We start from the raw sequence: 23,553 nt of genomic DNA on the forward strand, positions 1-23,553 counted from the left end.
TGGTCTTTTATTTTTCTATTTAATTGCTTATACTTCATATGGGAGCTCCTTTTAGTCGGGTGGGCTCCTTTTATTATACAAAAACAACCGCACCTTGGTGGTGCGGTTGAGATTTGAATTTAGGAAAAGCCAGTTCATCGAACTGGCTTTTTTAACTATAACTGTATGCATTGATGGCATTTTGCATGTCTTGATAATCCATGATGCACAAATTCATGACCACATGGCCAATGACCCCGGCAGCAACCGCCGAAGCACCTGCTTTTAGAAAGAGCCCAATTGCATGGTTAATCTCAAACGCTCCGAGAAGCTGAGGTATCGGCATAAATAATGGATAAATGCATGTTATCACTACAACTGTCAAGAATGCGACGCGTCCAAGGAATGTCTTTGGTAGTTTTCGATATACTGGTCGTACATGATACCCTTCAATGTCATATTTACAATTTTGTAAGTCCCGCTTCGTATTATAAAAACCAAAGCCCGAACATAATACACCCAGCCAAATAAGACCCACCAACAAATCCGATTGGACATTGACCATCGTCAGTGCACCCTTGTGTGTGCTAAATGCTACAAAGTAAAAGAACCCATTTATGAGTATATTCATAAACACAAAATCGAACATTATTTTTCGAAACATATAGAAACGCATGTTTTCCCCCACAACCATTTCTGGAACTTGATTTTAATATAGTGTTAACTCAACATTTCCATTTTAGCATATTTAAATTTATTTTAAAGATACTCTCTTATGATTTCACAAAATATATCATAAGTGGTTATAGTTACATCGATACTTTATGATGAACTTTAAGAATGCGGTCATGTTTGACCAATGCATCACACCATGTGTCATCGTGCATCAAAATTCTCAACGTGACCCACTCATCATCAATATCCATAAATTGTACTACCTGTAAACCACCCTCTACCGTCTTCTTTTTTAGCGCATACAACGCTTCCAATTCAACCGCGAGTGTCTCACCTAAATACTTTCGCAGATGGTTCTCGATATAATCTTTTTCATTTGTGAGTCGCGCAAGCATGGTGCGAACTGCACGATTTTCTTTTAGCAACTCACTTAAGGCATAAGCGATATAAATTAAGATAACTAAATAAATATACTCCATCATCTCTAACGTCCCCCTTTAGAAACAATTGCACCAATACCTTCAAGGTTGATAACTTTTGATTCATTGCCTTTATCTAGTTGAAGCACGATCCATTGTTGATCCATATCTGTGACAGTTCCACTTAAGACAACACCACTCAGATATTCAACATCAACTTGTTTTCCAATCCATTGTGATACAGCACTTTGACTCCTGACAGTCTGTGTATCACCCTCAATCAGGTCGTATAAACTTGTTTGATACAACAACGCCAACGCATGTAATTTATCCAGAGACGGCGCTACATGGCCTGTCTCCCAATTTGAAACAGTCTGCCGTGTTACTTCTATTTCTTGTGCGACATATTCCTGCGTCAGTCCTTTTTCTTTTCGACAATTTGCCAGTCGATCACCGAGTTTCATATTAACTACCTCCCCCTTAACTTTAACGAATTCATCATTATTTATCTATCAAATATCGTTTGCACCCTTCGCAAATGAAAACCCCATGCTCTCAATTGGTGCATGGGGTTACTTTTTTTACTTAATAATGAGAGTACGGAGCTCTTCCATACGTTTTCCAAAAATTGCGAGTGTTGTATCAATTGCTGTTGTTTCATGCATATCAACACCTGCTTTTTTCAAGACATTAATAGGGTAGTCGCTGCTTCCTGATTTCAAGAAGTTTAGATACGGCTCAACGTCCCCTCCATTATAAATGGTTTCTGCAAAGAGCGTTGCTGCACTGAACCCTGTTGCATATTGGTAGACATAATAATTGTAGTAGAAGTGTGGAATTCTCGCCCACTCATACCCAATTTCTTGAGTAGATACTGATTCGCCATAGTAAAATTTATTAAGCGCGTAGTAAGTATCAATTAGGTAATCCGCTGTTAATGCAGTACCTTCTTGATCCGCTACGTGAATCATATGCTCAAACTCTGCGAACTGAGTTTGACGGAAAACCGTACCCTTGACGGTATCAAGGTAATGGTTTAATAAATAAGCACGTACTTTTGGATCTTCGTATTGATCAAGAAGATAGTTAAGTAATAAATTCTCATTCGTTGTCGAAGCAACTTCTGCCACGAATATTGAATAGTCTCCGTAAATATACGGTTGGTATTTACGCGTCATATAAGAGTGGACCGAGTGCCCTAATTCATGAGCCAAGGTAAACATGTTATCAATGTTTTCTTGCCAGTTTAGAAGGATATACGGATCAGTTCCGTATGATCCGGATGAATAGGCACCAGAGCGCTTCCCTTTGTTTTCGACGACATCAATCCATCGGTCATCAAAAGCACGTTTCAAGACCGAACGGTACTCATCACCAAGCACTGATAACGCTTCAAGAATAATTTCCTTCGCCTCTTCATATGTAAACTTCAAATCAACATCGTCAACCATCGGTACATACATATCGTACATTTGGATATCTTCAAGTTGTAATGCATCATTACGTAGCGTTACATAATCATGAAGCATATTAATGTTTTTATGAATTCCATTGATTAGGTTTTCATGAACATTTTCATCAATATCATTCCCGAAAAGGGCTGCTTCACGTGCTGATTTGTATCCTCGAATATTTGCATTAAAGTTATGAATTTTGACATTTCCAGATAAGGTACTTGCAAGAGTATTCTTAAGATTTCCGTATGTTTCTTGCATTGCTTTAAACGCACGTTCACGAACTTCACGATTCGGATTTTCCATAAACAAGGAATAGCGACCATGTGACAGCTGAACCTCATTACCATTCTCATCTTTGATTGATGGGAACTGAATATCCGCGTTATTAATCATTCCAAACGTTGTGGATGGAACATTGAAAATCTCGCCTGCAGAAGCAAGAACACGTTCCTCTTTATCACTTAAAATATGAGCACGTGATTTAAACAATCTCTCAAAGTCGTGCGTATATAGTTTTAATGCGTCGTTTGATTCAATATAACCACGAATGGTGGATTCATCCACCGCAAGAATCTCAGTATTGTAAAAAGAGAAACTCGAGCTGAATTTTGCAGCCAGCGTTTGGACGCGACCATTCATTGCTTGATATGTTGGATTGGTTGTATCAACATCAAAACTTAGATGTGCATAAATATAGAGAACTTCTAAACGAAAACTCAACTCATCTCTAAATTTTAGACCTGCTAAGAGTGCTTCAGCACTTTTACCTAAGGTTCCTTGGTATGACGCAACTTCTTCTAATTGTTTTTCGATAGCACTGTATTCTTCATTCCACGCTGCATCGCTTTCAAACATTGGTTTTAAATTCCATGTATCTTTTTCTGCGACTTCTGAACGAAGTGGTAATTCATAATGATCTGACATATTGCACCTCTATTCTATTGTGGGTAATGACCCATTGCTTATATTTTATCATAAATTTACGAAGATGCTTTATGTAATCATTTTCATTACTCGCATAAAAAAAACTCACTTCATTGAAGTGAGTGTTAATTACAATTGGTGACCCGTACGGGATTCGAACCCGTGAATGCATGCGTGAAAGGCATGTGAGTTAACCGTTTCTCCAACGGGCCAACTGTGCGTTATTGATGTTTATCTTTTTAGCGCTTTTGTATTATAGCAAGATTGGTTATTGATGTAAAGTGTTTTTTACACTTATTTTCAACACCACTTTTTCTAAAAAATAAAATGGCGCTTGTTGCAGGACTCGAACCTGCGACCCACTGGTTAACAGCCAGTTGCTCTACCGACTGAGCTAAACAAGCATCGCTTAACGCTCATAAAATATAACATACATCCCTACTGTAAGCAAGCAAATTTCCACTTTTTAAGGATAATTTTTTTAACGCATTATCATCAGTGGGTATTCTGCACTTTTTTAACAATATAGTCGCTGTTAACTACTGTATTTGTGTGGTTTATATCAAATTTTTTATGACTGATTTTTCCTATGCTGATGTCTTGACCCTCAATTCGAAAGTGTCAAAGTATAAAAAAAAAAGCAACATTCGGAATGTTGCGTTAATCACACTTTGGTGACCCGTACGGGATTCGAACCCGTGAATGCATGCGTGAAAGGCATGTGAGTTAACCGTTTCTCCAACGGGCCAATAAATGGCGCTTGTTGCAGGACTCGAACCTGCGACCCACTGGTTAACAGCCAGTTGCTCTACCGACTGAGCTAAACAAGCACTGCTTAGTGCTTATAAAATATACCATACAAGATATCGGAACGCAAGCCTTTTCTTTAAATAAATATTTATTATCTTTTGGAATAGAAAATACGGCTATTTAAAGCCGTATTATTAGAATTTATTACGATTTGGAATGCAGAAAACAACCGCAAATAGTAAGATTGTTTGAATGTAATATATCGGAATATCGAAGACACCATAAACTAAAAATGCCACGAGTAAAGAGATTGCGAGTGGATAGTCTAAATAGTATGCATTGTTATAGACATCAACTGCTCTTTCTATAATAAACAACGTTAAGATACCCGTTCCGACAATACCAAGACTTAATAAACTTTCGATAAAGATATTATGTGCATGAGTATTGTCAAACAACAAAGCATATGAAAATAGACCGTGACCCCACCATGGTTCTTTAATTATCGCATCCATTGCATTATCCCAAATATGGAAGCGAATGGACGAATGATCAGCAACTTCCATGAACCGTGGAAAAATTGAAGGGTTGTTCATAATAAAGATCCCAACGATGCAGCCAATAAACACCAGAATTTTAAGCTGTGTCCATTTCCTTTGCACCAAGATAACCCCTACAAGCCCCACAGCGAGACCTAAGAGGATGGATCGAGTTCCTGTTAGGAATAATGCGTATGTATTGATTAGGAATGCTCCAGCGTAAAAGAGGAGCAACTTATAGTTTTTAAATGTAAGTTGAAATTGAATTTGGTTAAAGCAAACTAATAGAACAATTAGCAAAATGAATGCGTAGAAGTTGGGATTATCAAATGTTGAATAAGCACGATAGTAACCATCTCCATAAGGAGGAAGTTGCCACGCCGGCATATGTCCAACATTAAACCACGCCATTACCTTCGTCGCAAGGTCCGAAAACCATTGTGGACGGTACTGAATAAATATAAAGAAAAAGTTAAACAGCGAACTCCACACAATATAGTATTGCATCTTCATGTAGTTACGTGGCGTAATGCGCCGTTTAACCGCACCGACATACGCAATTATATAAAGCATAAATATTGCTGCCAGAAGCCCCAAAACGTTGTTGTTAACATATGCTACGGCGATTAGGTAAGCAATCAGCGGCCAAATGAAACTTTTAAAACTGATGTCTTTAAACTTCACCCATTCATATGCAACATATACTCCTAACGCAATGAGACTTGGATACATAACATAGTTCGGCAAAAACAAGACAAAAATCAAGAGGAATAATAAATTCTCTTGAAATTGTTGATTTAATCTTTTACCAATTGTCATTATGTCTGTCATCATAGTTATTTTACCACAAGAAAAAGTGACAACTATAACAATAGTGTCACTTCATGCTATTCAATTATTCTGTTCCTTCTTCTGAAGGTACATCATTGCCAGATTCTGTATCAGTAGCTGCTTCTTTTTGTTCGCCTTCTTTTGATTCAGACTCTCTTAGTTTTTCCACAAATTCTGGTGCTGTTGCTTCACTTACAAGTTTTCCAACAGGTGCTTCTTGTTGGGATGATTTTGAGTAAATATAGTAGATAAAGTTTGGTCTTTGTTCTTCAGTTGGTTTAACCATATTGTAGACATTAATTTCAATATCGTACATTTTTTTCGAATCAGAAGCTGTGAAATACTCTCCCACAGGTAGTGTTGCTACGGTAGTTTCATAAACTTGGTTCGCAATTGATGCAATGGCATTTTTATCAGTACCTTCCGCAACTTTAACGTTGATACGCACTGTTGCAGTCTCGAGTTCATATTTTACACTTTCAGCGACACCTAATGCTTCGACATTTTTTTGTATCGTTTCAAGCGCCGTAGTTTCAATAGCTGGTGTTAAATCACCATCAAAGCGATTTCCAATAATTGGTTCACCACGTACTCCTGTTGCTGATAGGATTGTATATCCGAGGAATACTGTTGGAATTGCAATAAGAACAAGGCACACTATGATTGCATAGAATGACCAGTCATGTTTCTTTTTAGTTTTATTTTTGGGTTGTTTAATTTTTGGATCTTGTTTTTGAGTCATCATGATCCTCCTTATTATTTAATATAAATTGTATACGATTTATATTTTCTGCGCAAGCACACGTAATACAAGTTCATTGGTTAAGCGTGGATTTGCTTGTCCTTTAGAAAGTTTCATGACTTGACCAACGACAAATTTAATTGATTTGTCCAGCCCATTTTTATAGTCTTCAATAACTTGTGGATTTGCTTCCAGTACAGATTCAATCCAAGCTTCAATAGCGCCTTCATCGTTAATTTGAACCATCCCAGATTTCTTGATGACTTCTTTTGGAGATTCCCCTTCAACCATTTTTGCGAAAACGTCTTTTGCTTGTTTTGATGAAATAGTATTGGAATGAATTGCTTCTATAAAGTCATTAAAATATGCAGGCTTAATCCATGATTCTAAGCATTGTTCGCCTTTTTTATCAAAAACGGCAAGGATATCTTGTGTTAACCAGTTAACAATTAATTTTGCTTGTGAATTTAAAGCACTGACTGTATCAAAATAATCTGCAATCTCTTGATTACGGACAAGAACCGTTGCATCATACATGCTTAATCCTAAATCATTGTGGTATCGCATTACACGTGCAACCGGTAGTTCAATGCTTTCTTGATTTAGCATTGCTTCTGGAATACGGATTGGCGCGATATTCGGTTCTGTAAAGTAACGATAATCGACAGCACTTTCTTTGGTACGCATTCCGACTGTTGCTTGTTGTTTTTCATCAAAACGACGTGTCTCAGTCACAACTTTGTCACCACTTTCGATCACATTTCTTTGACGTTCAATTTCAAACTCTATGGATTTTTGAACGTTGCTTATAGAGTTTAAGTTCTTAATTTCAACTTTAGTTCCAAAAGCTTCTTGACCTTCTGGGCGGATTGAAATATTCACATCACAACGAAGTGATCCTTCATCCATACGCCCATCCGAAATTCCTAAATAGATTACCAAAAGACGTAGTGCATCAACATAGGCTGCTGCTTGTTCGCCAGTACGGAAATCGGCTTCAGTAACGATTTCGAGTAGTGGTGTCCCGGCACGGTTAAAGTCAATTAAAGTATTTTCCCCTTCATGGAATTGCTTGGCTGTATCTTCTTCCATATGGAGTCGATTAATTCGTACCGTCATCATCTCTTCGTTTACCAGAATATTAAACAATCCGTTTTGTCCGAGTGGGTAGAATTGTTGTGTAATTTGGAAACCTTTCGGCAAATCTGAGTAAAAATAGTTTTTGCGGTCAAAACGAACTAAATCATCGATTTCGCAATTAAGCGCCTGAGCTAACTTAACGCCATATTCAACTGCCCGTTTATTAACTTGTGGTAACGTTCCAGGCATGCTCAGATCAATTTCATTGATTGCTGTATTTGGTTTTAAACCATAGCCTAAAGGAGCTCCGGAGAACATTTTAGATTGTGTCTTGAGTTCACAGTGAATCTCAATACCGATAACTGCTTCGTAATTCATTAGAATGCCCCTTTCCAGTTAATGAGTGATTCAAATGCATTTGCATAAGCAAACATCGTTGCTTCTTCAAATGGCTTGGTGCTGATGTTAATACCAATTGGCATCGCATCGACGAATGCTAATGGCATTGTCATACTTGGGTAACCACTGAAGTTATTAATAACCATGTGGTTTTCTGAGATAAGTGATTGATCTGATTTTTCATCAAGGAATGGTCCTTCAATTTTCGGCGCAATTTGTGTTGATGCAAGGGCAACAACTACATCCACATCATCAAAGAATTTTGCATAAGCATCCACGATAACACGTCGGACACGTTTAGCTTGATTGAACACTTCTTCTTGATTTTTATCATCGAGTGCATATGCACCAAAAACAAAGCGACGTTTAATGGTCTCACTGAACCCCAATGTACGCGTACGTTTCATAATTTCTTCGAGGGAATCACCTTCTTGTGCGACGCCATAACGAACACCGTCAAGATCAGCATGATTCGCAACTGCTTCAGAGTTTGAAATAATGGAGTAGACTGGAAGTACTGCACGTAGAAGTGTTTCATCCATTTTTTTGTCAACTAAGATAGCACCTTTAGCTTCAAGTTGGTTGGTAAATTCTTGGAAAGACTTTTTAATTTCGCCTTCAGGCATGTAATCCTGGATTGATGAGAAAATACCAATTCGTTTGCCTTCAAGATCCATGTCTAATAATTCTGTATATGCTGGTACTGGTTCAAATGAACTCGTCATATCTTTATTATCACGACCAGCAAGAACTTCAAGCATTAATGCTGCATCTTTTACTGATTGTGTAAAATAACCAACATGATCCAATGAAGATGCATACGGAATGACACCATATCGAGAAATTCGTCCATAAGTCGGTTTGACTCCAACCGCTCCAACGAAAGCCGCTGGTTTACGAATGCTATCTCCTGTATCAGATCCTAATGCAACACGGACTGCTTTCGCGCCAACAAGAGCTGCACTCCCTCCAGATGATCCACCAGAAATGCGTGATGTATCGTATGGGTTACTTACGGGTCCTGTAATGGCACTTAAGTTTGTACCACCCATTCCCAATTCATCCATTGATGTCTTAGCGACAATGTTAGCCCCTGAAGCTAACAAAAGGTCCGTAACATGTGCATTATAAATAGATTTATGATTGCTCAACAGCTGGCAACTTGCAGTTGTCAGAGTTCCTATCATATTGAAGTTGTCTTTGAGAGCAATATCCCATCCTATGAGTTTTCCTTCGGATGCAGGTTGGTGTTCGACATAACTTACAATTGCATTTAGAGATTCATTTGCTTTTTTTAGAGTATCAATTGACATTATTTATTAACCACCTTAACTATTTCAAAATAATCGCCTTCTATTCGTGGCGCATTTTCGAATGCTAATTCTTGCGAAATAACATGTGTTGGCTCGTCTTCACGAAACCAACTTGTTTCTATTTCAAATGGATAAGACATTGCTTCCACACCTGATGTATCGATATTTTGCAATATTGAAATTTGATTCAAGAATGTTTTTGATATTTCTTCGATATGTGTAATTTCTTGGGGTTGGAGCTCAAGCATCAAATCGGATGCTAATTTTTCGATAAGCTCTTTGTTTAGTTTTTCCATGTTACCTCCTATATAACAGTTATGACTGGATTGCTTCCCGGTTGATAGTTAATGACTGCACGTGTATTTTGGAAAAGTTTTATATTAACTACAACGGGAACTTGATTTGAATCAATACTACTAATTAACGTGCTAACATATTGGGTCAGTCCATGAAATTCGAGTTGTGTTTTTGCACCCATCGTTATTTCAATGACATATTTTTTTACTTCATTATCAACTACAAATGCTTGACCAACCACGCCTACAGATTCATCAGCAATAAAATCTTGAACACGGCGTTTGAAGATTTGGAAGTTGCTACTTGATTGAGGAAGTTGCTGGGTTGCAAGTGTTGAACCCATGTACATCCAACGTTCGTTATTCGCGGTCAATGTTGAAATCGTCTTCGCATTATCGTAGTAAGCATGACCAATAAAGTGACCTGGTAAGTACCGTCCATTCAATGTATCATCGACGCTGTCCTGAACGTAAAAACCAATCATCATTGGCATTGTTTCCATACCTGGAATCTTACGCATGTACGATTCCAATCGAGGACTGATAATGTCATTTGCTATTTGAAAGAGCGACTCATCGGTAATTGCTTGAGTAAGTCCTGTTTCACGATTAACTATCTGGTTACGATCTAATACAACACCGAGACTAATACCGTTAAGCTCGGCTTTGTCTTTGTTTTTATAAAAATTCATTTCATAAATACTGTGAACAAACATTGGATTTGGAATAGTTACAGTTTTAGTCACGATTCCTTTTTCATCCTTCACTTTTTCAACATATGGTTCGGAACCATCACTTGGAGAGTTTAGAGAGTATGGATAGTCATCACTACGACGATTAATGAGGTGCTGATAGTGCTCTTGTGTGATGATACTTCCCTCAGCAATATAATAAGTGCTTGGAGAAAAATACTCTTTCGACAATTCTTGCAAACGCGAACCAATCTCAATCGTATCAATTTCACGCATCGCTGTCGCATAGCCTTGACGCAACGGCGAAGATGAGTACGGAGTAATGATTGAGTACTCTCCTTTCCCCGCACTTACGATTTGCGTTGTCTCGGTGGTTTCATTCGTTGGTGTTTTGGAACCTTGAATACAGCCAGTAAGAACTAATAGTGCTAATATTATTGTAAGTATTTTTTTCATGATGTTTCCACCTCCCTTATAAAGCGCGCTTCATCCCATGTCTCCACATTAAGTTGTTGGGCTTTCTCTAGTTTTGACCCTGCACTTTCACCATAGACTACCACGTCGGTTTTCGCACTGACACTGCCACTTACGCTACCACCTTGTGATTCAATGATTTTTTTAGCATCTGTTCGTCCCATTGTTTGGAGCGTTCCGGTTAAGACAAATTTCTTCCCACTAAATTTCGATGATACGACTGTATTTGCAAAGTCTGGTCTTAAGCCGTAAGACAATAGATTGGCTACAAGTTGCTGATTTTCTTCTAATGAAAAGTATGTTGCAACAGATTGTGCAATAACCACACCAATCTCAGGAATACTTTGTAATGTTTCAACGTCTGCTTGGATTATATTTTCAATCGTGTTAAAATGCGCAGCTAGTACTGCTGATGTTTTTGCTCCAACATGACGAATCCCTAATCCAAAGAGCCATTTTTCTAACGAATTTTGTTTGCTTTCTTCAATTGCATTTAGGAGTTTTTCAACACTTTTCTCACCCATTTTATCAAGAGTACCTAATGCTTCTTTATGATTTTTTAATGTATAGATGTCAGGAATTGTTTGGAGTAGTCCTGCATCATGAAGTTGATAGACCCTTTTTTCACCAAGGGTATCAATATTCATTGCTTCACGTGAGGCGAAATGCACCAATGCTTCTGCAATTTTAGCAGGGCACTCCGAATTCACACAGTAATGGTCAGCTTCTCCATCAAATCGAACCAAAACTTCGCCACATACTGGACAATGCTTAGGGAACTCATAAGGGATTGCTGATACACTCCGCTTCGAAACGTCCACACTGACGATCTCAGGAATAATCTCTCCTGCTTTTCGAACACTTACGGTATCGTTTATTCGAATATCTTTATTTTTGATGTAGTCTTCATTGTGTAATGTTGCATAGCTAACGAGTGACCCAGATATTTGTACTGGCGTGAGTTGCGCATTTGGGGTTATTTTCCCTGTCCGACCAACCGTTACAAAAATATCTTCAACGGTGCTTTTTACTTCTTCCGCTTTAAATTTGTAAGCTGTCGCAAAGCGTGGTGTTCTAACTGTAAATCCAAGAGATTCTTGAATTGCGAACTGATTGACTTTAACAACTACGCCATCGATATCATATCCAAAGGTGTCACGATTCTGCTCAATTTCTTGAATTCGGGCATATACTGCTTCGATTGAATCGAATTTCTTCACTTCTGGATTGACCTTGAAACCAATTTTTTTCAAATAGTCTAATGCATCCGATTGGCTCAAAATCCCAAGTTCTTCTGCATTGACTAAGGTATACCAGAATCCATCGAGTCCCCGTTCACGAACTGTTTTCGGATTTAATTGCCGAATGGTTCCTGCAGCCGCGTTACGACAATTGGCAAAGACATCTTCACCATGTTCGAGACGACTTTGATTAACACGGGTAAATGACGATGCAGGCATAAACACCTCGCCACGAACCGTCACATCAACGTCTTCATTAAGTCGAAGTGGAATTGAGTCAATGACACGAATATTAGCAGTCACATCTTCACCAACACGGCCATCACCACGGGTAACTCCTTGAACAAATTGTCCATCTTCATAATCAATAGACATCGCAAGTCCATCAATTTTCAGTTCTACAATGTATTCTACATTTGGGAATTGTGTTCGGATACGTTGATCAAAAACTTCCAAATCTTCAAAAGAAAACGCATTCCCTAATGAATACATAGGAAAGCGATGTGTAATCTTATTAAATCCTTGAGCAATTACACCTCCCACTTTTTGTGTGGGAGAGTTGGGATCAGAGAACTCCGGATGTTCTTGTTCAAGAGTCTGAAGTCTTTGAAACAATTGATCATATTCGACGTCCGAAATTGTTGGGGCATCGAGTGCATGATATTCATAGTTATACTGATGTAATTGTTTACGGAGTGTTTCGATTTCTTCTCTTGTCATGACATACTCTCTTTCCGGCGTATTCCTTTAAATTTACGTGATAAAGTTTTAGTTCCATGTGGGAAATTAAACGCAACACGAATTGTATCGTCTTCCACACGAATCACAATACCTTCGCCAAAATCATCATGAATGACGACATCAGCTTTCTTAAAATTATTCGTGCGCGTTGCACGGACTTCTTCTTCAAATGTTGCAAGAGATGTTTGTGCCTCTTCCCGTATAACACTTGAATTGAACGGATTTGAAGGTGTGTCTAGCAATCCCATTTCTTGAATAAATCGGGAAGGTTTGCCATAACCACCTGATACGAAGCTATAACCAATATTATTGGTTACATAGAGTCGTTCTTTAGCACGCGTAATCGCAACATACATTAAACGTCGCTCTTCTTGAATTCCGCCACTACCTTCTTGAATGCTATTTTTATTGGGGAAAATGTTATCAGCAACGCCCATAATGATGACATTATCAAATTCCAATCCTTTTGCGGCATGAACCGTCATCAAACGAACATAGTCACCTTCGACTACAGTTTCACGATCTCCATAAAGGCTTACCATTTGAATGTAGGCTTCCAATGATCCTTCATCATGGTTTTTTTCGAATGCCATCGCATCCGACACAAGTTCTTTTAGGTTTTCGATACGTTCCATTTCTTGTAATTTTTCAAAATGCGACACAAGTCCACTTTCTTTTAAGACATATTGCAGCACGTATTCAATTGAATTTTCAGATGCAACAAGTTTGAAATCTTGAATCATTGCAACATACTTTCTAATTTTGGGATTTGCAAGACCGTTTTGGACATCATATTCCATACTTTCGTACATCGTCATCCCACGCTCTTGTGCTTGATCAAAAATGCCGTCTAACGTCTTATCTCCAATGCCACGACGCGGAATTGCGATACTACGACGTAATGCGAGATCATCACCATGCGTAATCATTCGTAAATAGCTCATCATATCCTTAACTTCTGCATGGTCATAGAATCGAAGTCCGCCATAAATCACATAGGGGATATGGCGTGCCATTAACGCTTTCTCAAGTGATCTAGATAGGTAATTCGAACGATATAAAACTGCAGTATCTAGGTAATTGCCACTCTCATCGTGAAGTGTTTCTATTTGACGTGCAACCCAGTATGCTTCTGATTCCGGATCATCCATGCTATGATACTCGACATCAAATTCACTTTCTTTGTTCGCAAACAAATCTTTCTTTGGACGATCTTTGTTGTTTTCAATCAACTGATTGGCTTTATTTAAAATATGTTGTGTCGAACGGTAGTTCTGATTTAGAACAATCGTCTCGCTCTCGGTATATTTCTTTTCAAAGTTTACGATAAAATCAACATTTGCACCCCGCCACGTATAAATGGTCTGATCAGGGTCTCCTACAACGTATAATTCATTATCATTACCAACAAGACTGTCAATAATCCCATATTGAATATGATCCACATCTTGAAACTCATCCACAAGAATAACACGGAAACGGCGTTGCCATTTATCACGCACGACTTCATTCTCTTTAAGTAGTTTATTCACAACTAAAAGGAGATCATCAAAATCTAATGCATAGAGTGCTTTAAGACGCTTAACATAGAAATCATAGACATTCGCTTTTTTAGTCTCATGATAATTCGATCCCGCAAGCATCATCGCTTGATGGACGCTAACATTCGCAATTTTATTAGCTGAAATATATGATAATACTTCGCGAGGATTCAGTTCCTTGCGATCATAGTCAAAAAGACGATATGCTTCACGCAAAATCGATTGTTGGTCAGATGTGTCAATAATTGTAAAACTACGAACAAGTTCGACAGCTTCGTAATCTTCTCTTAAAATCCGAACACACAAAGAGTGAATGGTTGATGTATGCACTCGGATTGCATCCGAGTCCATTCGCTCCATTCTTTCTTTCATTTCATTCGCAGCTTTATTCGTAAAAGTAATTGCACAAATCTTCGATGGATAGTATCCAAGGTCTTTGATAAGATGCACGATTCGAGTTGTCAGGACGCGAGTCTTCCCACTTCCTGCTCCAGCTATAACGCGGACGTATTTATTGCGGGTTAAAACCGCTTGTTTTTGTTCATTGTTTAATCCTTGTATGTAATCCATTTTATCACCGTTATTATTATAGCATAGTCACTCCCTTTACTCTGTGAGATTTATTCGAGTTTTCGCGCAATAAATTGCGTCGTTACCACGCATGCCTTATAATGTCATGTATATAAGCGAGGACCTATGACTAATTATACAACCATTACAAATATAGTAACTTTATTGAACGAAACTGAAATGATGATTCCAGGTTTGCTAGTTGATCCCACTACAGCCATTGACTCGGACTTTTTAAATACATTGGACAGCGTAACATTGCTTGTCCCACGCCGTTTTCAAAGCATGATGTTAACGGGATGGATGGAACGTCAGGGTTACATGTTAAACGATATATCGTCGTATACTTTTAATGTTGATGGCACAAAAATATCTTTTGAGACATTTGAACACTTTGACCCCAACTTTGATACAAACGAATTAAATCACGAAATTTTCTTAATGGAAAATGCTGTTTTTTACCCATTTTCAAACAGCACTACGGAGGTTCCAAATGCGCATCAGTAACCGATGGCAAGATTTCGAAGTAATCGATGCCGGAAACGGTATGAAAACAGAACGTTATAAAGACATCGTTGTCCGTCGGCCTGACCCGGTTGCAACATGGAAACCAATTGCTCCATCTATGGGTGTAGATGCCTTTTTCGACACTGAGTGGCGTTTCAACAAAACACTCCCTGAGTCATGGATCCTTTCATACGGTGACATGCTGCTAAAAGTAAGACCCACTTCATTTAAACACACCGGTGTTTTTCCAGAACAGGCTGTTAATTGGGATTGGATGCGCAACGTTATTCAATCCAGTTCTCAAGAAGTTCGTATCTTAAATTTATTTGGCTACACTGGTGCAGCAACCATTGCATGTGCAATGGAACCAAACGTCACTGAAGTCGTCCATATTGACGCCCTCAAATCGTTGAATGAATGGACACGTGAAAACATTAGTTTGAATCAGCTAGATGATAAAATGATTCGTACAATTACTGAAGATGTCATGAAATTTTTAAACCGAGAAAAACGCCGCGGTCGTACCTATCATGGAATTATCATGGATCCGCCAAGCTTTGGACGTGGACCCAAAGGCGAACGTTGGAAAATCAAAGATCAATTAGCGCCCTTACTTCAGGCTGCTGTTGAACTTTTAGACAAAGACGCGTTGTTTCTAAGTGTTAATACCTATACAACTGATTTAAAACCAGAAACAGTGCGACATCTTCTCGATGCTGTCTTACAAAGTGCTGGATTCCCAACGACAACACATAGCGATGACATTGGATTACCTATCACAACAATGGATCAAACGCTATTTGCAGGTGTAACGACAAGGTGGTGTTATGATGAAAATCTTTTATGAGGATAATCACATTATTGTTGTTGAGAAAAAACCAAATCAACCAACTCAGGAAGATGCATCCAACGACTATGACCTTCTTTCTGAAGTACGCGACTATATCAAAGTTACCTACAATAAACCTGGAAACGTTTTTGTAGGCCTTGTTCACCGATTGGATCGCCCTGTTGGTGGCGTCATGGTTTTTGCCAAAACCTCCAAGGCCGCAAGCCGATTAAGTGACCAAGTTCGCACACATAAACTTGATAAAATCTATACCGCCGTCATTCAAGGGGCTCTTGAGCCACAAACATTACGCGATTATATGCTTAAAAACCGTAAAACAAATATGTCTCGTGTCGTATCCAAAAATACACCCGAAGCAAAATACGCAGAGTTAATTATCCTAAATAGTTTTTACAATGCTGAACACAATTTATCAACCGTCACTGTTTCATTAATTACGGGGCGATCACATCAAATTCGCGTGCAATTTTCATCACGCAACCACCCATTGTGGGGTGATGCTCGCTACAATCCGCGAGCAAAGGCTGGACAACAAATTGCCTTATGGGCAACAACGTTAACGTTTGAACATCCGACAACAAAAGAACGTATGACTTTTGAAAGTCATACGCCCGACCGTTATCCTTTTACACTTTGATAAAAACTGATTATTTCATCACGTCGTGCGTCACAGTCACGATGTGCAATTTCAAATAGATTCTCAAATTGATCTTTTGATCCCTTAAAGCGCCCTATTCCTAACTCTTCTGTTGGGTACATATAGAGTGCTTTTTCTTCGTCTACAAGTGAATCAATAAGCTTACGTTCTCGATAATATACATCAACACGATCTGAGAAGTCATTCACTAATTTCGGATATTTACGGTAGATGATTTTTAACATACTACTTGATACAAAACCCTGCGGCTTACGGACATAGTCTTTCGACTTCGTCGTTACAATCATATGCTTCACACAACCTGCATCGATACTTCGTTGAACAGGAATCATCGTTGTGATACCTCCGTCCATATAGTCTCGACCCTCAATAGATACACGACGACCAACAATTGGTAATGTACACGCAGCTTGGATATAACGAGGATGTTTCGCAATCTCATATTTGTCTTTCCAAACAGTTTGCTCACCTTCAATATCATAGACACCAATTTCAATATCACCAGGAATTGTGTCAATACTTTCCAGTGGATAATCAAGCTTTCGCGTAACTGCATCATACAAGAACTCATAACCAACGATTGTGCGTTCTTTCATCAAGGGTTTTACCCCCACATTTCGTGTATCTGCAGCAACATCAATAGCAGCTTGCTTAAGGGTTTCCGGTTTATCCAAAACATACATCCCAGCATACAACGCTCCAGATGATATCCCCACCACATAATCAAAATGCAAATCATTTTTTAACAGCCAGTTTAAAACCCCAGCGGTATACGCACCACGCATGCCGCCTCCTTCAAGAACTAAGCCAATTTTATCCTTTGTCATACTTCCAACCTTTTCTTTTACATGAGTCCGCTGAAGACGCGAACAACCGATCTAAAAACACGTACAATGAATGGTGTTTCTAGTGCTTCTTCTAGTGTAATTTCAATACAGTGATTATTGATTGTATCAATTGAGTCTTCATAACATTTTGTCACTGTTTCACTATCCATAAATAGAATACTACATTCGTAGTGCAAATAGTAACTGCGATAATCCATATTCGTTGTTCCAATCATTGCAATCTCATCATCAACAACCACTGTTTTTGAGTGAACAAACCCTGGTTCATATTCAAAAATACGAACCCCATGCTCAAGTAAATCTTGATAATTTGATTTCGTCACTTGGTTAACGACAACTTTATCAGGAATATGTGGTACAACGATCCGTACATCAACACCCGATCGAGCAGCCATTTTCAATGCCATAACCATTTCGTATCCAATAATAAGATATGGTGTCTGAATATATATGTAACGACGGGCATTATTGATCATATACATATGAGCATCCAACCCCATATCCACATCATCTGTCGGTGCATCACCAAACGGTAGCACATACCCTACATTCTCCTCGAGTTGAGGGAAGGTATATTGAAAATCCAACGGGTCTTCAATGCGCTCTGAATAGTATCGCCAAAATTGGAGGAACATCATCGTCAAAGAGTGAACCGCATCACCTTCAATCATAACTGCAGTATCTTTCCAATGTCCAAATTTACTGCCAATATTTATGTATTCATCCGCAAGGTTCATACCTCCAACAATTCCCACACGTCCGTCAACCACGCATATTTTACGGTGATTTCGGTTGTTCATTTGAATTGCCTGTTGGGCAATTAGCGGGTTAAATGCAATTGCTTGAATCCCTGCGTCATCACATTGTTGTTGTAAATCTTTAAAAAGTGCACAACCCCAATCATCATACATCAACCGTACATCAACGCCTTCCGCGACCTTTTCTCGCAGAATTTCATAGATTGATTGCCACATCAAACCATCTTTAATAATAAAATACTCTAAAAAGATGTACGATTTAGCACTTCTTAACGCTTCTTTCATTGCTTCAAATTTCACTTCACCTGATTCCAAATACACGGACTTTGTATTCGTATAAAGTGGGTAGTTTGTCGTATTCACAATGTATCGAAGCATTCGATTCCAGTGCGGATTTTTTGTTTCTGCATTATCCATGATGACGTTATAATCCAAATCTAAAAAAGAATTTTCAGAATAGGCATCTGTGATCTTTTCTCGTAGTTTGCGCGGTACTTTCTTTCCGCCAAACGACAAGTAAAGAACCGCCCCAATAGGTGGAAAGACGAGAATCACAATCGTCCATGCCAAACGATATACTGGATTATCATTCCGATTAATAACATAAATAACCAATAGGACCGCCAAGAACATTAAGATTGAGTAAATCGTTGCATAGTTTAGCGATAAATTCCATACTAAATACAGGAGTAACCATAGTTCCGCAACAACGATGATCCCCACGACAAATATTTTATTTGTAATTATACGTAATAGTGTCTTCATATCCACCTCACTTGAGGAAATTATACTTGATTGCACTTGATTATTGCAAGTTATCACTTGCTTATGACCCTTTGAGTCGCTATGATTATAAAGTACAGAAGGGAAGCATTTGTATGACTATAAAAGCGAATGAAAATAAAGCATTAACCGTATGCGTTAATGGACAAGAATATGAGCGTTTACCAATTAAAACTAAGTTGGTAATGCCAAATGATAAGATTGATGCTGTTGTGGGTGAGTTCGCAACACCATTCCTTCAAGATGGCGATATTTTATTTGTAACTGAGAAAATTGTTGCTATTACGCAAGGCCGCGCCTATCCTATTAAGGATGTGAAGCCGCGTAAACTTGCATACACTCTTTCAAACTATGTAACAAAAACACCGCACGGAATTGGTTTGGGTATGCCTGAAACCATGGAGATGGCATTGCGTGAATGTGGAACACCTCGCATCATTTTTGCCGCTGGTGTTGCTGCAATTACAAAAGTTTTTGGACGTAAAGGTGACTTCTACCGCGTTGCTGGTTACAAAGCGCGATCAATTGATGGTCCCACATCACATACAATTCCACCATACAATGAATATGTTGTCCTAGGACCTGAACGTCCAAACGAAGTTGCCAAAGAACTAAAAGCACTTTTCGATAAGGACATTGATGTCATTGTTGTTGATATTAATGATTTAGGCGGAAATATTCTTGGATCAAGCAATTCCGCAATTGACTTGGACCAAATGGTAAAAATATTAAAAGATAATCCCCTTGGGCAACAGTCACAATCGACACCCTTAGGAATTATCCGTAAAGTTAAAGCTTAACAGTATATATTTCTTTTTGAGTTTCACCCATGTGGTATAACTCGTGGTCTGTATCCACATCCACCGTTTCCACATAAGCACCACTCAAACGTTTAATAATTTTCTGTGACGCTATATTATCCGGATTGCATGTAAGAATAACTTCATGTACATCCGGTTTTTTTATTGCCAAAATATCAAAGAGAGCAAGCGTAGCTTGATAGGCAAGATTCTTTCCACGGTAAGGAGGATAAATCACATATCCAATATTACCGTAGAAACGAAGATCACGCCCTGTTTCATTTCGAAATTCGCATCGTCCAACGAAGCGTGACATTTCGGGAACGAAAATATCATACAAGAACGTTTCGACGCCTTGATGATCATATTCATCCGTGATATCAATTAACTCGATTTTCATCATGCCTTCTTGGTGAACAACTCTTGGTATAGTTTGAATCCAACGAAAGCCGCAAACGCAAATCTTAAAATTTCGGTTAAGATTGGCATGTTTAAATTAAACAACAATCCTGTAATAGCAACATTAATAAAGACGAGTACAAGGGCAATTGCTGCATTAGGCAAGAGTTTATCTTCGCGGACTCCACGAATAATTAATGCAAATCCTGCTGTATAAATGATGTACTCATAAATTCGAGACAGTAATATATTTGCGTAATAGAAGTTAGGATTATTAACAACTTCGTTCACCAGATTTGCAACTTGTTCTGGTGTAAATGATGGGTTTAGAACAGTCGCTGCGGTTCCTTTATTAATCGCAAAACCAAACATAAAGATATTTGTAAGTGTACTTAAAGTAGATGCAACAAAGAAAATCATTAACCCAAAAGAGAGATGTGTTGTTGTCCACTTGGTAAATTTAAATTTCTTATATGCAATTGGGACAACAATAATGGAAGCAAGCGTGAATGCAACTGCACTCATTATTCCCCAGATCATGCCGTATTGCGGACCAAATGTCATTTTTGTGATGTCCCCAAATGGTATTTGAGCAACCGCAAAAATAATGTTCATAAGGAAGTAACTCAACACTCCCCACATAACGCCTTTAACTATTGTTTCTTCTTTTCTCATTTTAATGTAGTATCCCAGTAACCAGCCTAATAATGCAAGAATACTGAAACCTAGAATTACAAATTTTAGTGGTGATACCATAATTTCCTCCAATATTTACTAATAGATATTATAATCTAAATTCTGATAGAATGCGACTTTCTGTCCATTAAAAAACAGTAACCGAAGTTACTGTTTTTGGCTAAACTAATTAGATAGCTCTAACGTTTGCTGCTTGCTCTCCGCGTGGACCTTCAACGACATCAAAGCTAACTTCTTGACCTTCTTCTAAAGATTTGTATCCGTCTGCTTCGATTGCTGAATAATGAACGAAAACGTCTTGCCCACCTTCGATAGTAATGAATCCGTAACCCTTCTCAGCGTTAAAGAATTTCACTTTCCCTGTACTCATGCTAGTACCTCCTATCAGAAATAAGTTGTACTCAAACGTAAATTTCAAACTATGGTAAACAGTTTTTAACACACATTGAGTTCCTACGATATAATTCTTACAAATTACAATCATATTCTTATTACAATTTGATATTATCATCATTATAGAAGTGTGTCAATCCATTTTCAGATTTGTGAAGCGTTTTCAAGGCTATTCCATTAAACATCAAAATACATACTATTTATTTGGGTGTATTTTTCATGGATATGCACTGTTAAAGCCCTTGATACCACTTACCGCTATTCTGAAAACCTGTTTCATCATTGGGGATTTTTACCATGTTTTTCACAAGCAAACGGCTAAATTATGACCACCCCAGTCCGTGTATCTTGAAAAGTCAAGAAAAATAATTTTAAAAAAATTATACCGTTCAAACCCTATCGAATTTATAGAGGTAGTTAATCATCCTTTGCAAAAGAATATTTCGTACTTTATATATAATAAGGATACTATCTATTTAAGGTGTTTTCTGTCATAATGAAATACGAAATGAGGTAATTTATGAAACATACAATTAAAGTAGTCCGCGATGGTGAAGTTTTAGATACAGTTTTGAGCGCTGATCTAGCATACAGCCGGTCAAAAATTAAATCATTACTGAAACATGAATGTATATCTATCGATAATGAGGTCACAACACAGTTTGATGACCCTGTTTATGTAGGGCAAACAATCACAATTGTCTCACATAATCAACAACGCGATACGCCACTACAGATCTTGTATGAAGATAATGAAATTCTTGTCATCGACAAACCTTATAAACTCTTAACAGTTGCAACAAATAAGAATGAAGAGCTAACTGCTTATCGGCTTGCAAGTGATTATGTCAAAACGCAAAACTCTAAGAACAGAATCTTTGTTGTCCACCGCCTCGATCAGGATACATCTGGTGTTCTAATGTTTGCAAAAAACGAGCGTGTCAAGAAAATGTATCAAGATGATTGGAACGCAGCGGTTCTTGACCGCACTTATATCGCGATTGTCGAAGGTCGTGTACAAAAAGAAAATGATACGATCAAATCTTTCCTACGTGAAAACAAAACAACGCATATGTATTCAACGACTACTGGTCAAGAGGCTATCACACACTACAGCGTTATCCGTAGAAGCGAAAAATTTTCACTCCTTAAAGTCCAACTCGATACAGGCCGTAAAAATCAAATTCGCGTGCATATGTTAGATATTGGTCACCCAATTATTGGCGACCGTAAGTACGATGCGAAAACCAATCCTATCAAGCGAATGGGATTGCATGCTTATCGAATGATTGTGAAGCATCCAAAATCTGGTAAAGTCATGGAATTTATTTCACCTTTACCACCGAAATTTAAACGTCTTACTCGTGTCACGGAACAACAAATCGAATCCATTTAATAAAAAAGTGTTGACCGCTAAATATGGTCAACACTTTTTTACGCCATTTTTTTCCAGACACGATCATCATCACCTGGTGCTACAACACCCTTGTTTTTAGAGTTATCTGCCGTAAGTAGTGAATATGTAGCATCACCATAACGCACGGAAACTACTTCACCCTGCAAGGATTTCGTATACAAGGCATTTTCCACATACTCAACATGATTCATCGGTGTCCAACCAACATCCGTTCCAGGGACATGACCCTGTTTATATTTCTGATTCGCAATGTACACAACGTTCTCGAAATACACTACAGATTGTCCATCAAATGGGTTCTTAGGAATCCCTTGCGTCTTAGTATACTTTCGATTCGAAAATGTAAGGTACGATGCAACCTGTTGCGCATTAAACGATCCATTTTTGTAGAAATACGCTATATCACCAGATACTGTATATCCTTCGTTTGGATGATTTTGTGGATTAAACGCGCCCAAATTATTGTTATAAATGGACATGATTTTGTGATTATACCAGGCTAGGTCATACGATTTCGTTTCATCTATGTCTTGCTTAATGAGATAGTAAAAACCCTGGTCGTCTTGTACGATGGTACCTGCGGCATATCTATTTCCCGGGACATATTTGGGAACGGAATTTCCAAAAGGTGATGAAAAATCACCAATGCGCATTGAAATTTTCGATTCTTTTTGGGTTCGGGCAACATCAAATGTGTCCCACATAGCTTTGATACTCACCGTCATTGTGATCAAAATGATGATCATGAGCAATGGCGTATATTTTTTTACATTCATAGTTA

Annotated in this window: 23 protein-coding genes and 4 tRNA genes; 5 read left to right on the forward strand and 22 right to left on the reverse strand. The window is 38.2% G+C overall.

All coding sequences use genetic code 11. The annotated features are described in order from the left end of the window. Positions 1-151: 151 nt before the first annotated feature. From GVV19_RS02520 to GVV19_RS02595, 16 genes are all read right to left on the reverse strand, one after another. Positions 152-655 carry a hypothetical protein gene (locus GVV19_RS02520; protein WP_159645269.1) on the reverse strand — a complete coding sequence of 168 codons (504 nt, stop codon included), beginning with the start codon at positions 653-655 and terminating at the stop codon, positions 152-154. A 133-nt stretch (positions 656-788) separates the two neighbouring features. Next, positions 789-1,136 (reverse strand): hypothetical protein, encoded by a 348-nt coding sequence (locus tag GVV19_RS02525; protein ID WP_159645272.1) that lies wholly within the window; start codon positions 1,134-1,136, stop codon positions 789-791. Positions 1,137-1,138: 2 nt separating this feature from the next. Continuing rightward, the gene (locus GVV19_RS02530; protein ID WP_159640862.1) at positions 1,139-1,537 is read right to left on the reverse strand and encodes a helix-turn-helix domain-containing protein; all 399 of its coding nucleotides are present in this window, start codon (positions 1,535-1,537) and stop codon (positions 1,139-1,141) included. Between the two features lie 117 nt (positions 1,538-1,654). Continuing rightward, positions 1,655-3,454, reverse strand: a complete 1,800-nt coding sequence (gene pepF, locus GVV19_RS02535) for an oligoendopeptidase F (protein ID WP_159645275.1) — start codon at positions 3,452-3,454, stop codon at positions 1,655-1,657. A gap of 136 nt (positions 3,455-3,590) precedes the next feature. Beyond that, positions 3,591-3,666, reverse strand: a tRNA-Glu gene (locus GVV19_RS02540). Positions 3,667-3,782: 116 nt separating this feature from the next. Further along, positions 3,783-3,858, reverse strand: a tRNA-Asn gene (locus GVV19_RS02545). A 268-nt stretch (positions 3,859-4,126) separates the two neighbouring features. After that, positions 4,127-4,202: transfer RNA gene (locus GVV19_RS02550), tRNA-Glu, on the reverse strand. Positions 4,203-4,208: 6 nt separating this feature from the next. After that, a tRNA-Asn gene (locus GVV19_RS02555) sits at positions 4,209-4,284 on the reverse strand. Between the two features lie 114 nt (positions 4,285-4,398). Continuing rightward, entirely contained in the window at positions 4,399-5,577 is a 1,179-nt protein-coding gene (locus tag GVV19_RS02560) for an O-antigen ligase family protein (RefSeq protein ID WP_159645278.1), read from the reverse strand. A 61-nt stretch (positions 5,578-5,638) separates the two neighbouring features. After that, positions 5,639-6,316: a hypothetical protein gene (locus tag GVV19_RS02565; RefSeq protein WP_159645281.1), complete on the reverse strand. Its 678-nt coding sequence runs from the start codon at positions 6,314-6,316 to the stop codon at positions 5,639-5,641. A 39-nt stretch (positions 6,317-6,355) separates the two neighbouring features. Next, positions 6,356-7,774 carry an Asp-tRNA(Asn)/Glu-tRNA(Gln) amidotransferase subunit GatB gene (gene gatB / locus GVV19_RS02570; RefSeq protein WP_159645284.1) on the reverse strand — a complete coding sequence of 473 codons (1,419 nt, stop codon included), beginning with the start codon at positions 7,772-7,774 and terminating at the stop codon, positions 6,356-6,358. Beyond that, positions 7,774-9,108, reverse strand: coding sequence for an amidase family protein (locus GVV19_RS02575; RefSeq protein ID WP_159645287.1), 1,335 nt, complete (start codon positions 9,106-9,108; stop codon positions 7,774-7,776). The genes gatB and GVV19_RS02575 overlap by 1 nt, the downstream gene beginning before the upstream one ends. Beyond that, on the reverse strand, positions 9,108-9,404 hold the full coding sequence (locus tag GVV19_RS02580) for an Asp-tRNA(Asn)/Glu-tRNA(Gln) amidotransferase subunit GatC (RefSeq protein WP_159635647.1): 297 nt from the start codon (positions 9,402-9,404) through the stop codon (positions 9,108-9,110). Before GVV19_RS02580 ends, GVV19_RS02575 begins: the two co-directional genes overlap by 1 nt. Before the next feature lie 8 nt (positions 9,405-9,412). After that, on the reverse strand, positions 9,413-10,552 hold the full coding sequence (locus GVV19_RS02585; protein ID WP_159645290.1) for a CamS family sex pheromone protein: 1,140 nt from the start codon (positions 10,550-10,552) through the stop codon (positions 9,413-9,415). Continuing rightward, positions 10,549-12,531, reverse strand: coding sequence for an NAD-dependent DNA ligase LigA (gene ligA, locus GVV19_RS02590; RefSeq protein ID WP_159645293.1), 1,983 nt, complete (start codon positions 12,529-12,531; stop codon positions 10,549-10,551). Before ligA ends, GVV19_RS02585 begins: the two co-directional genes overlap by 4 nt. Next, a complete protein-coding gene (locus GVV19_RS02595; protein ID WP_159645296.1) occupies positions 12,528-14,663 on the reverse strand; it encodes an ATP-dependent helicase in 2,136 nt (711 codons plus the stop codon). Before GVV19_RS02595 ends, ligA begins: the two co-directional genes overlap by 4 nt. A 126-nt stretch (positions 14,664-14,789) precedes the next feature. On the opposite strand from GVV19_RS02595, the gene GVV19_RS02600 reads away from it, so the two are divergent. The 3 genes from GVV19_RS02600 to GVV19_RS02610 are packed head-to-tail and all read left to right on the forward strand — an operon-like array spanning position 14,790 to position 16,657. Further along, a complete protein-coding gene (locus tag GVV19_RS02600) occupies positions 14,790-15,170 on the forward strand; it encodes a hypothetical protein (RefSeq protein ID WP_159645299.1) in 381 nt (126 codons plus the stop codon). Continuing rightward, entirely contained in the window at positions 15,157-16,017 is an 861-nt protein-coding gene (locus tag GVV19_RS02605; protein WP_159645302.1) for a class I SAM-dependent methyltransferase, read from the forward strand. Before GVV19_RS02600 ends, GVV19_RS02605 begins: the two co-directional genes overlap by 14 nt. After that, positions 15,998-16,657, forward strand: coding sequence for an RluA family pseudouridine synthase (locus GVV19_RS02610; protein ID WP_236262314.1), 660 nt, complete (start codon positions 15,998-16,000; stop codon positions 16,655-16,657). Before GVV19_RS02605 ends, GVV19_RS02610 begins: the two co-directional genes overlap by 20 nt. Here GVV19_RS02610 and GVV19_RS02615 read toward each other — a convergent pair. Further along, on the reverse strand, positions 16,639-17,505 hold the full coding sequence (locus GVV19_RS02615; protein WP_159635664.1) for a patatin-like phospholipase family protein: 867 nt from the start codon (positions 17,503-17,505) through the stop codon (positions 16,639-16,641). The two genes, GVV19_RS02610 and GVV19_RS02615, sit on opposite strands and share 19 nt — an antisense overlap. Positions 17,506-17,522: 17 nt before the next feature. Beyond that, a complete protein-coding gene (cls, locus tag GVV19_RS02620; RefSeq protein WP_159645305.1) occupies positions 17,523-19,049 on the reverse strand; it encodes a cardiolipin synthase in 1,527 nt (508 codons plus the stop codon). Positions 19,050-19,162: 113 nt separating this feature from the next. Between cls and GVV19_RS02625 the strand changes: the two genes are divergently transcribed. Next, the gene (locus GVV19_RS02625) at positions 19,163-19,867 is read left to right on the forward strand and encodes a coenzyme F420-0:L-glutamate ligase (RefSeq protein WP_159635670.1); all 705 of its coding nucleotides are present in this window, start codon (positions 19,163-19,165) and stop codon (positions 19,865-19,867) included. Here GVV19_RS02625 and GVV19_RS02630 read toward each other — a convergent pair. The 3 genes from GVV19_RS02630 to GVV19_RS02640 form a co-directional block, all read right to left on the reverse strand. Then, positions 19,857-20,267, reverse strand: a complete 411-nt coding sequence (locus GVV19_RS02630) for a GNAT family N-acetyltransferase (protein WP_159635673.1) — start codon at positions 20,265-20,267, stop codon at positions 19,857-19,859. The two genes, GVV19_RS02625 and GVV19_RS02630, sit on opposite strands and share 11 nt — an antisense overlap. After that, positions 20,267-21,022, reverse strand: coding sequence for a hypothetical protein (locus GVV19_RS02635; RefSeq protein WP_159645310.1), 756 nt, complete (start codon positions 21,020-21,022; stop codon positions 20,267-20,269). The genes GVV19_RS02630 and GVV19_RS02635 overlap by 1 nt, the downstream gene beginning before the upstream one ends. 109 nt (positions 21,023-21,131) lie before the next feature. Further along, positions 21,132-21,332, reverse strand: coding sequence for a cold-shock protein (locus GVV19_RS02640; protein ID WP_159635679.1), 201 nt, complete (start codon positions 21,330-21,332; stop codon positions 21,132-21,134). A gap of 543 nt (positions 21,333-21,875) precedes the next feature. Between GVV19_RS02640 and GVV19_RS02645 the strand changes: the two genes are divergently transcribed. Continuing rightward, a complete protein-coding gene (locus GVV19_RS02645; protein ID WP_159640895.1) occupies positions 21,876-22,751 on the forward strand; it encodes an RluA family pseudouridine synthase in 876 nt (291 codons plus the stop codon). A 38-nt stretch (positions 22,752-22,789) separates the two neighbouring features. Here GVV19_RS02645 and GVV19_RS02650 read toward each other — a convergent pair whose 3' ends face one another. Next, on the reverse strand, positions 22,790-23,548 hold the full coding sequence (locus GVV19_RS02650) for a hypothetical protein (protein ID WP_159645314.1): 759 nt from the start codon (positions 23,546-23,548) through the stop codon (positions 22,790-22,792). Positions 23,549-23,553 lie beyond the last annotated feature (5 nt).

The organism is Erysipelothrix anatis, assembly GCF_009828745.1.
In the GTDB taxonomy this organism is placed as follows: Bacteria; Bacillota_I; Bacilli_A; order Erysipelotrichales; family Erysipelotrichaceae; genus Erysipelothrix; species Erysipelothrix anatis.

Bases quoted from the DNA above. Each gene is read 5' to 3' on its own strand.
- GVV19_RS02615 (WP_159635664.1), bottom strand. From the start codon at position 17,505: ATGACAAAGGATAAAATTGGCTTAGTTCTTGAAGGAGGCGGCATGCGT.
- GVV19_RS02635 (WP_159645310.1), bottom strand. From the start codon at position 21,022: ATGGTATCACCACTAAAATTTGTAATTCTAGGTTTCAGTATTCTTGCA.
- GVV19_RS02525 (WP_159645272.1), bottom strand. From the start codon at position 1,136: ATGATGGAGTATATTTATTTAGTTATCTTAATTTATATCGCTTATGCC.
- GVV19_RS02600 (WP_159645299.1), top strand. From the start codon at position 14,790: ATGACTAATTATACAACCATTACAAATATAGTAACTTTATTGAACGAA.
- GVV19_RS02595 (WP_159645296.1), bottom strand. From the start codon at position 14,663: ATGGATTACATACAAGGATTAAACAATGAACAAAAACAAGCGGTTTTA.
- GVV19_RS02520 (WP_159645269.1), bottom strand. From the start codon at position 655: ATGCGTTTCTATATGTTTCGAAAAATAATGTTCGATTTTGTGTTTATG.
- GVV19_RS02605 (WP_159645302.1), top strand. From the start codon at position 15,157: ATGCGCATCAGTAACCGATGGCAAGATTTCGAAGTAATCGATGCCGGA.
- GVV19_RS02585 (WP_159645290.1), bottom strand. From the start codon at position 10,552: ATGAAAAAAATACTTACAATAATATTAGCACTATTAGTTCTTACTGGC.
- GVV19_RS02645 (WP_159640895.1), top strand. From the start codon at position 21,876: ATGAAACATACAATTAAAGTAGTCCGCGATGGTGAAGTTTTAGATACA.
- GVV19_RS02560 (WP_159645278.1), bottom strand. From the start codon at position 5,577: ATGATGACAGACATAATGACAATTGGTAAAAGATTAAATCAACAATTT.
- pepF (WP_159645275.1), bottom strand. From the start codon at position 3,454: ATGTCAGATCATTATGAATTACCACTTCGTTCAGAAGTCGCAGAAAAA.
- GVV19_RS02640 (WP_159635679.1), bottom strand. From the start codon at position 21,332: ATGAGTACAGGGAAAGTGAAATTCTTTAACGCTGAGAAGGGTTACGGA.
- GVV19_RS02575 (WP_159645287.1), bottom strand. From the start codon at position 9,108: ATGTCAATTGATACTCTAAAAAAAGCAAATGAATCTCTAAATGCAATT.
- cls (WP_159645305.1), bottom strand. From the start codon at position 19,049: ATGAAGACACTATTACGTATAATTACAAATAAAATATTTGTCGTGGGG.
- gatB (WP_159645284.1), bottom strand. From the start codon at position 7,774: ATGAATTACGAAGCAGTTATCGGTATTGAGATTCACTGTGAACTCAAG.
- GVV19_RS02565 (WP_159645281.1), bottom strand. From the start codon at position 6,316: ATGACTCAAAAACAAGATCCAAAAATTAAACAACCCAAAAATAAAACT.
- ligA (WP_159645293.1), bottom strand. From the start codon at position 12,531: ATGACAAGAGAAGAAATCGAAACACTCCGTAAACAATTACATCAGTAT.
- GVV19_RS02650 (WP_159645314.1), bottom strand. From the start codon at position 23,548: ATGAATGTAAAAAAATATACGCCATTGCTCATGATCATCATTTTGATC.
- GVV19_RS02580 (WP_159635647.1), bottom strand. From the start codon at position 9,404: ATGGAAAAACTAAACAAAGAGCTTATCGAAAAATTAGCATCCGATTTG.
- GVV19_RS02625 (WP_159635670.1), top strand. From the start codon at position 19,163: ATGACTATAAAAGCGAATGAAAATAAAGCATTAACCGTATGCGTTAAT.
- GVV19_RS02530 (WP_159640862.1), bottom strand. From the start codon at position 1,537: ATGAAACTCGGTGATCGACTGGCAAATTGTCGAAAAGAAAAAGGACTG.
- GVV19_RS02630 (WP_159635673.1), bottom strand. From the start codon at position 20,267: ATGAAAATCGAGTTAATTGATATCACGGATGAATATGATCATCAAGGC.
- GVV19_RS02610 (WP_236262314.1), top strand. From the start codon at position 15,998: ATGATGAAAATCTTTTATGAGGATAATCACATTATTGTTGTTGAGAAA.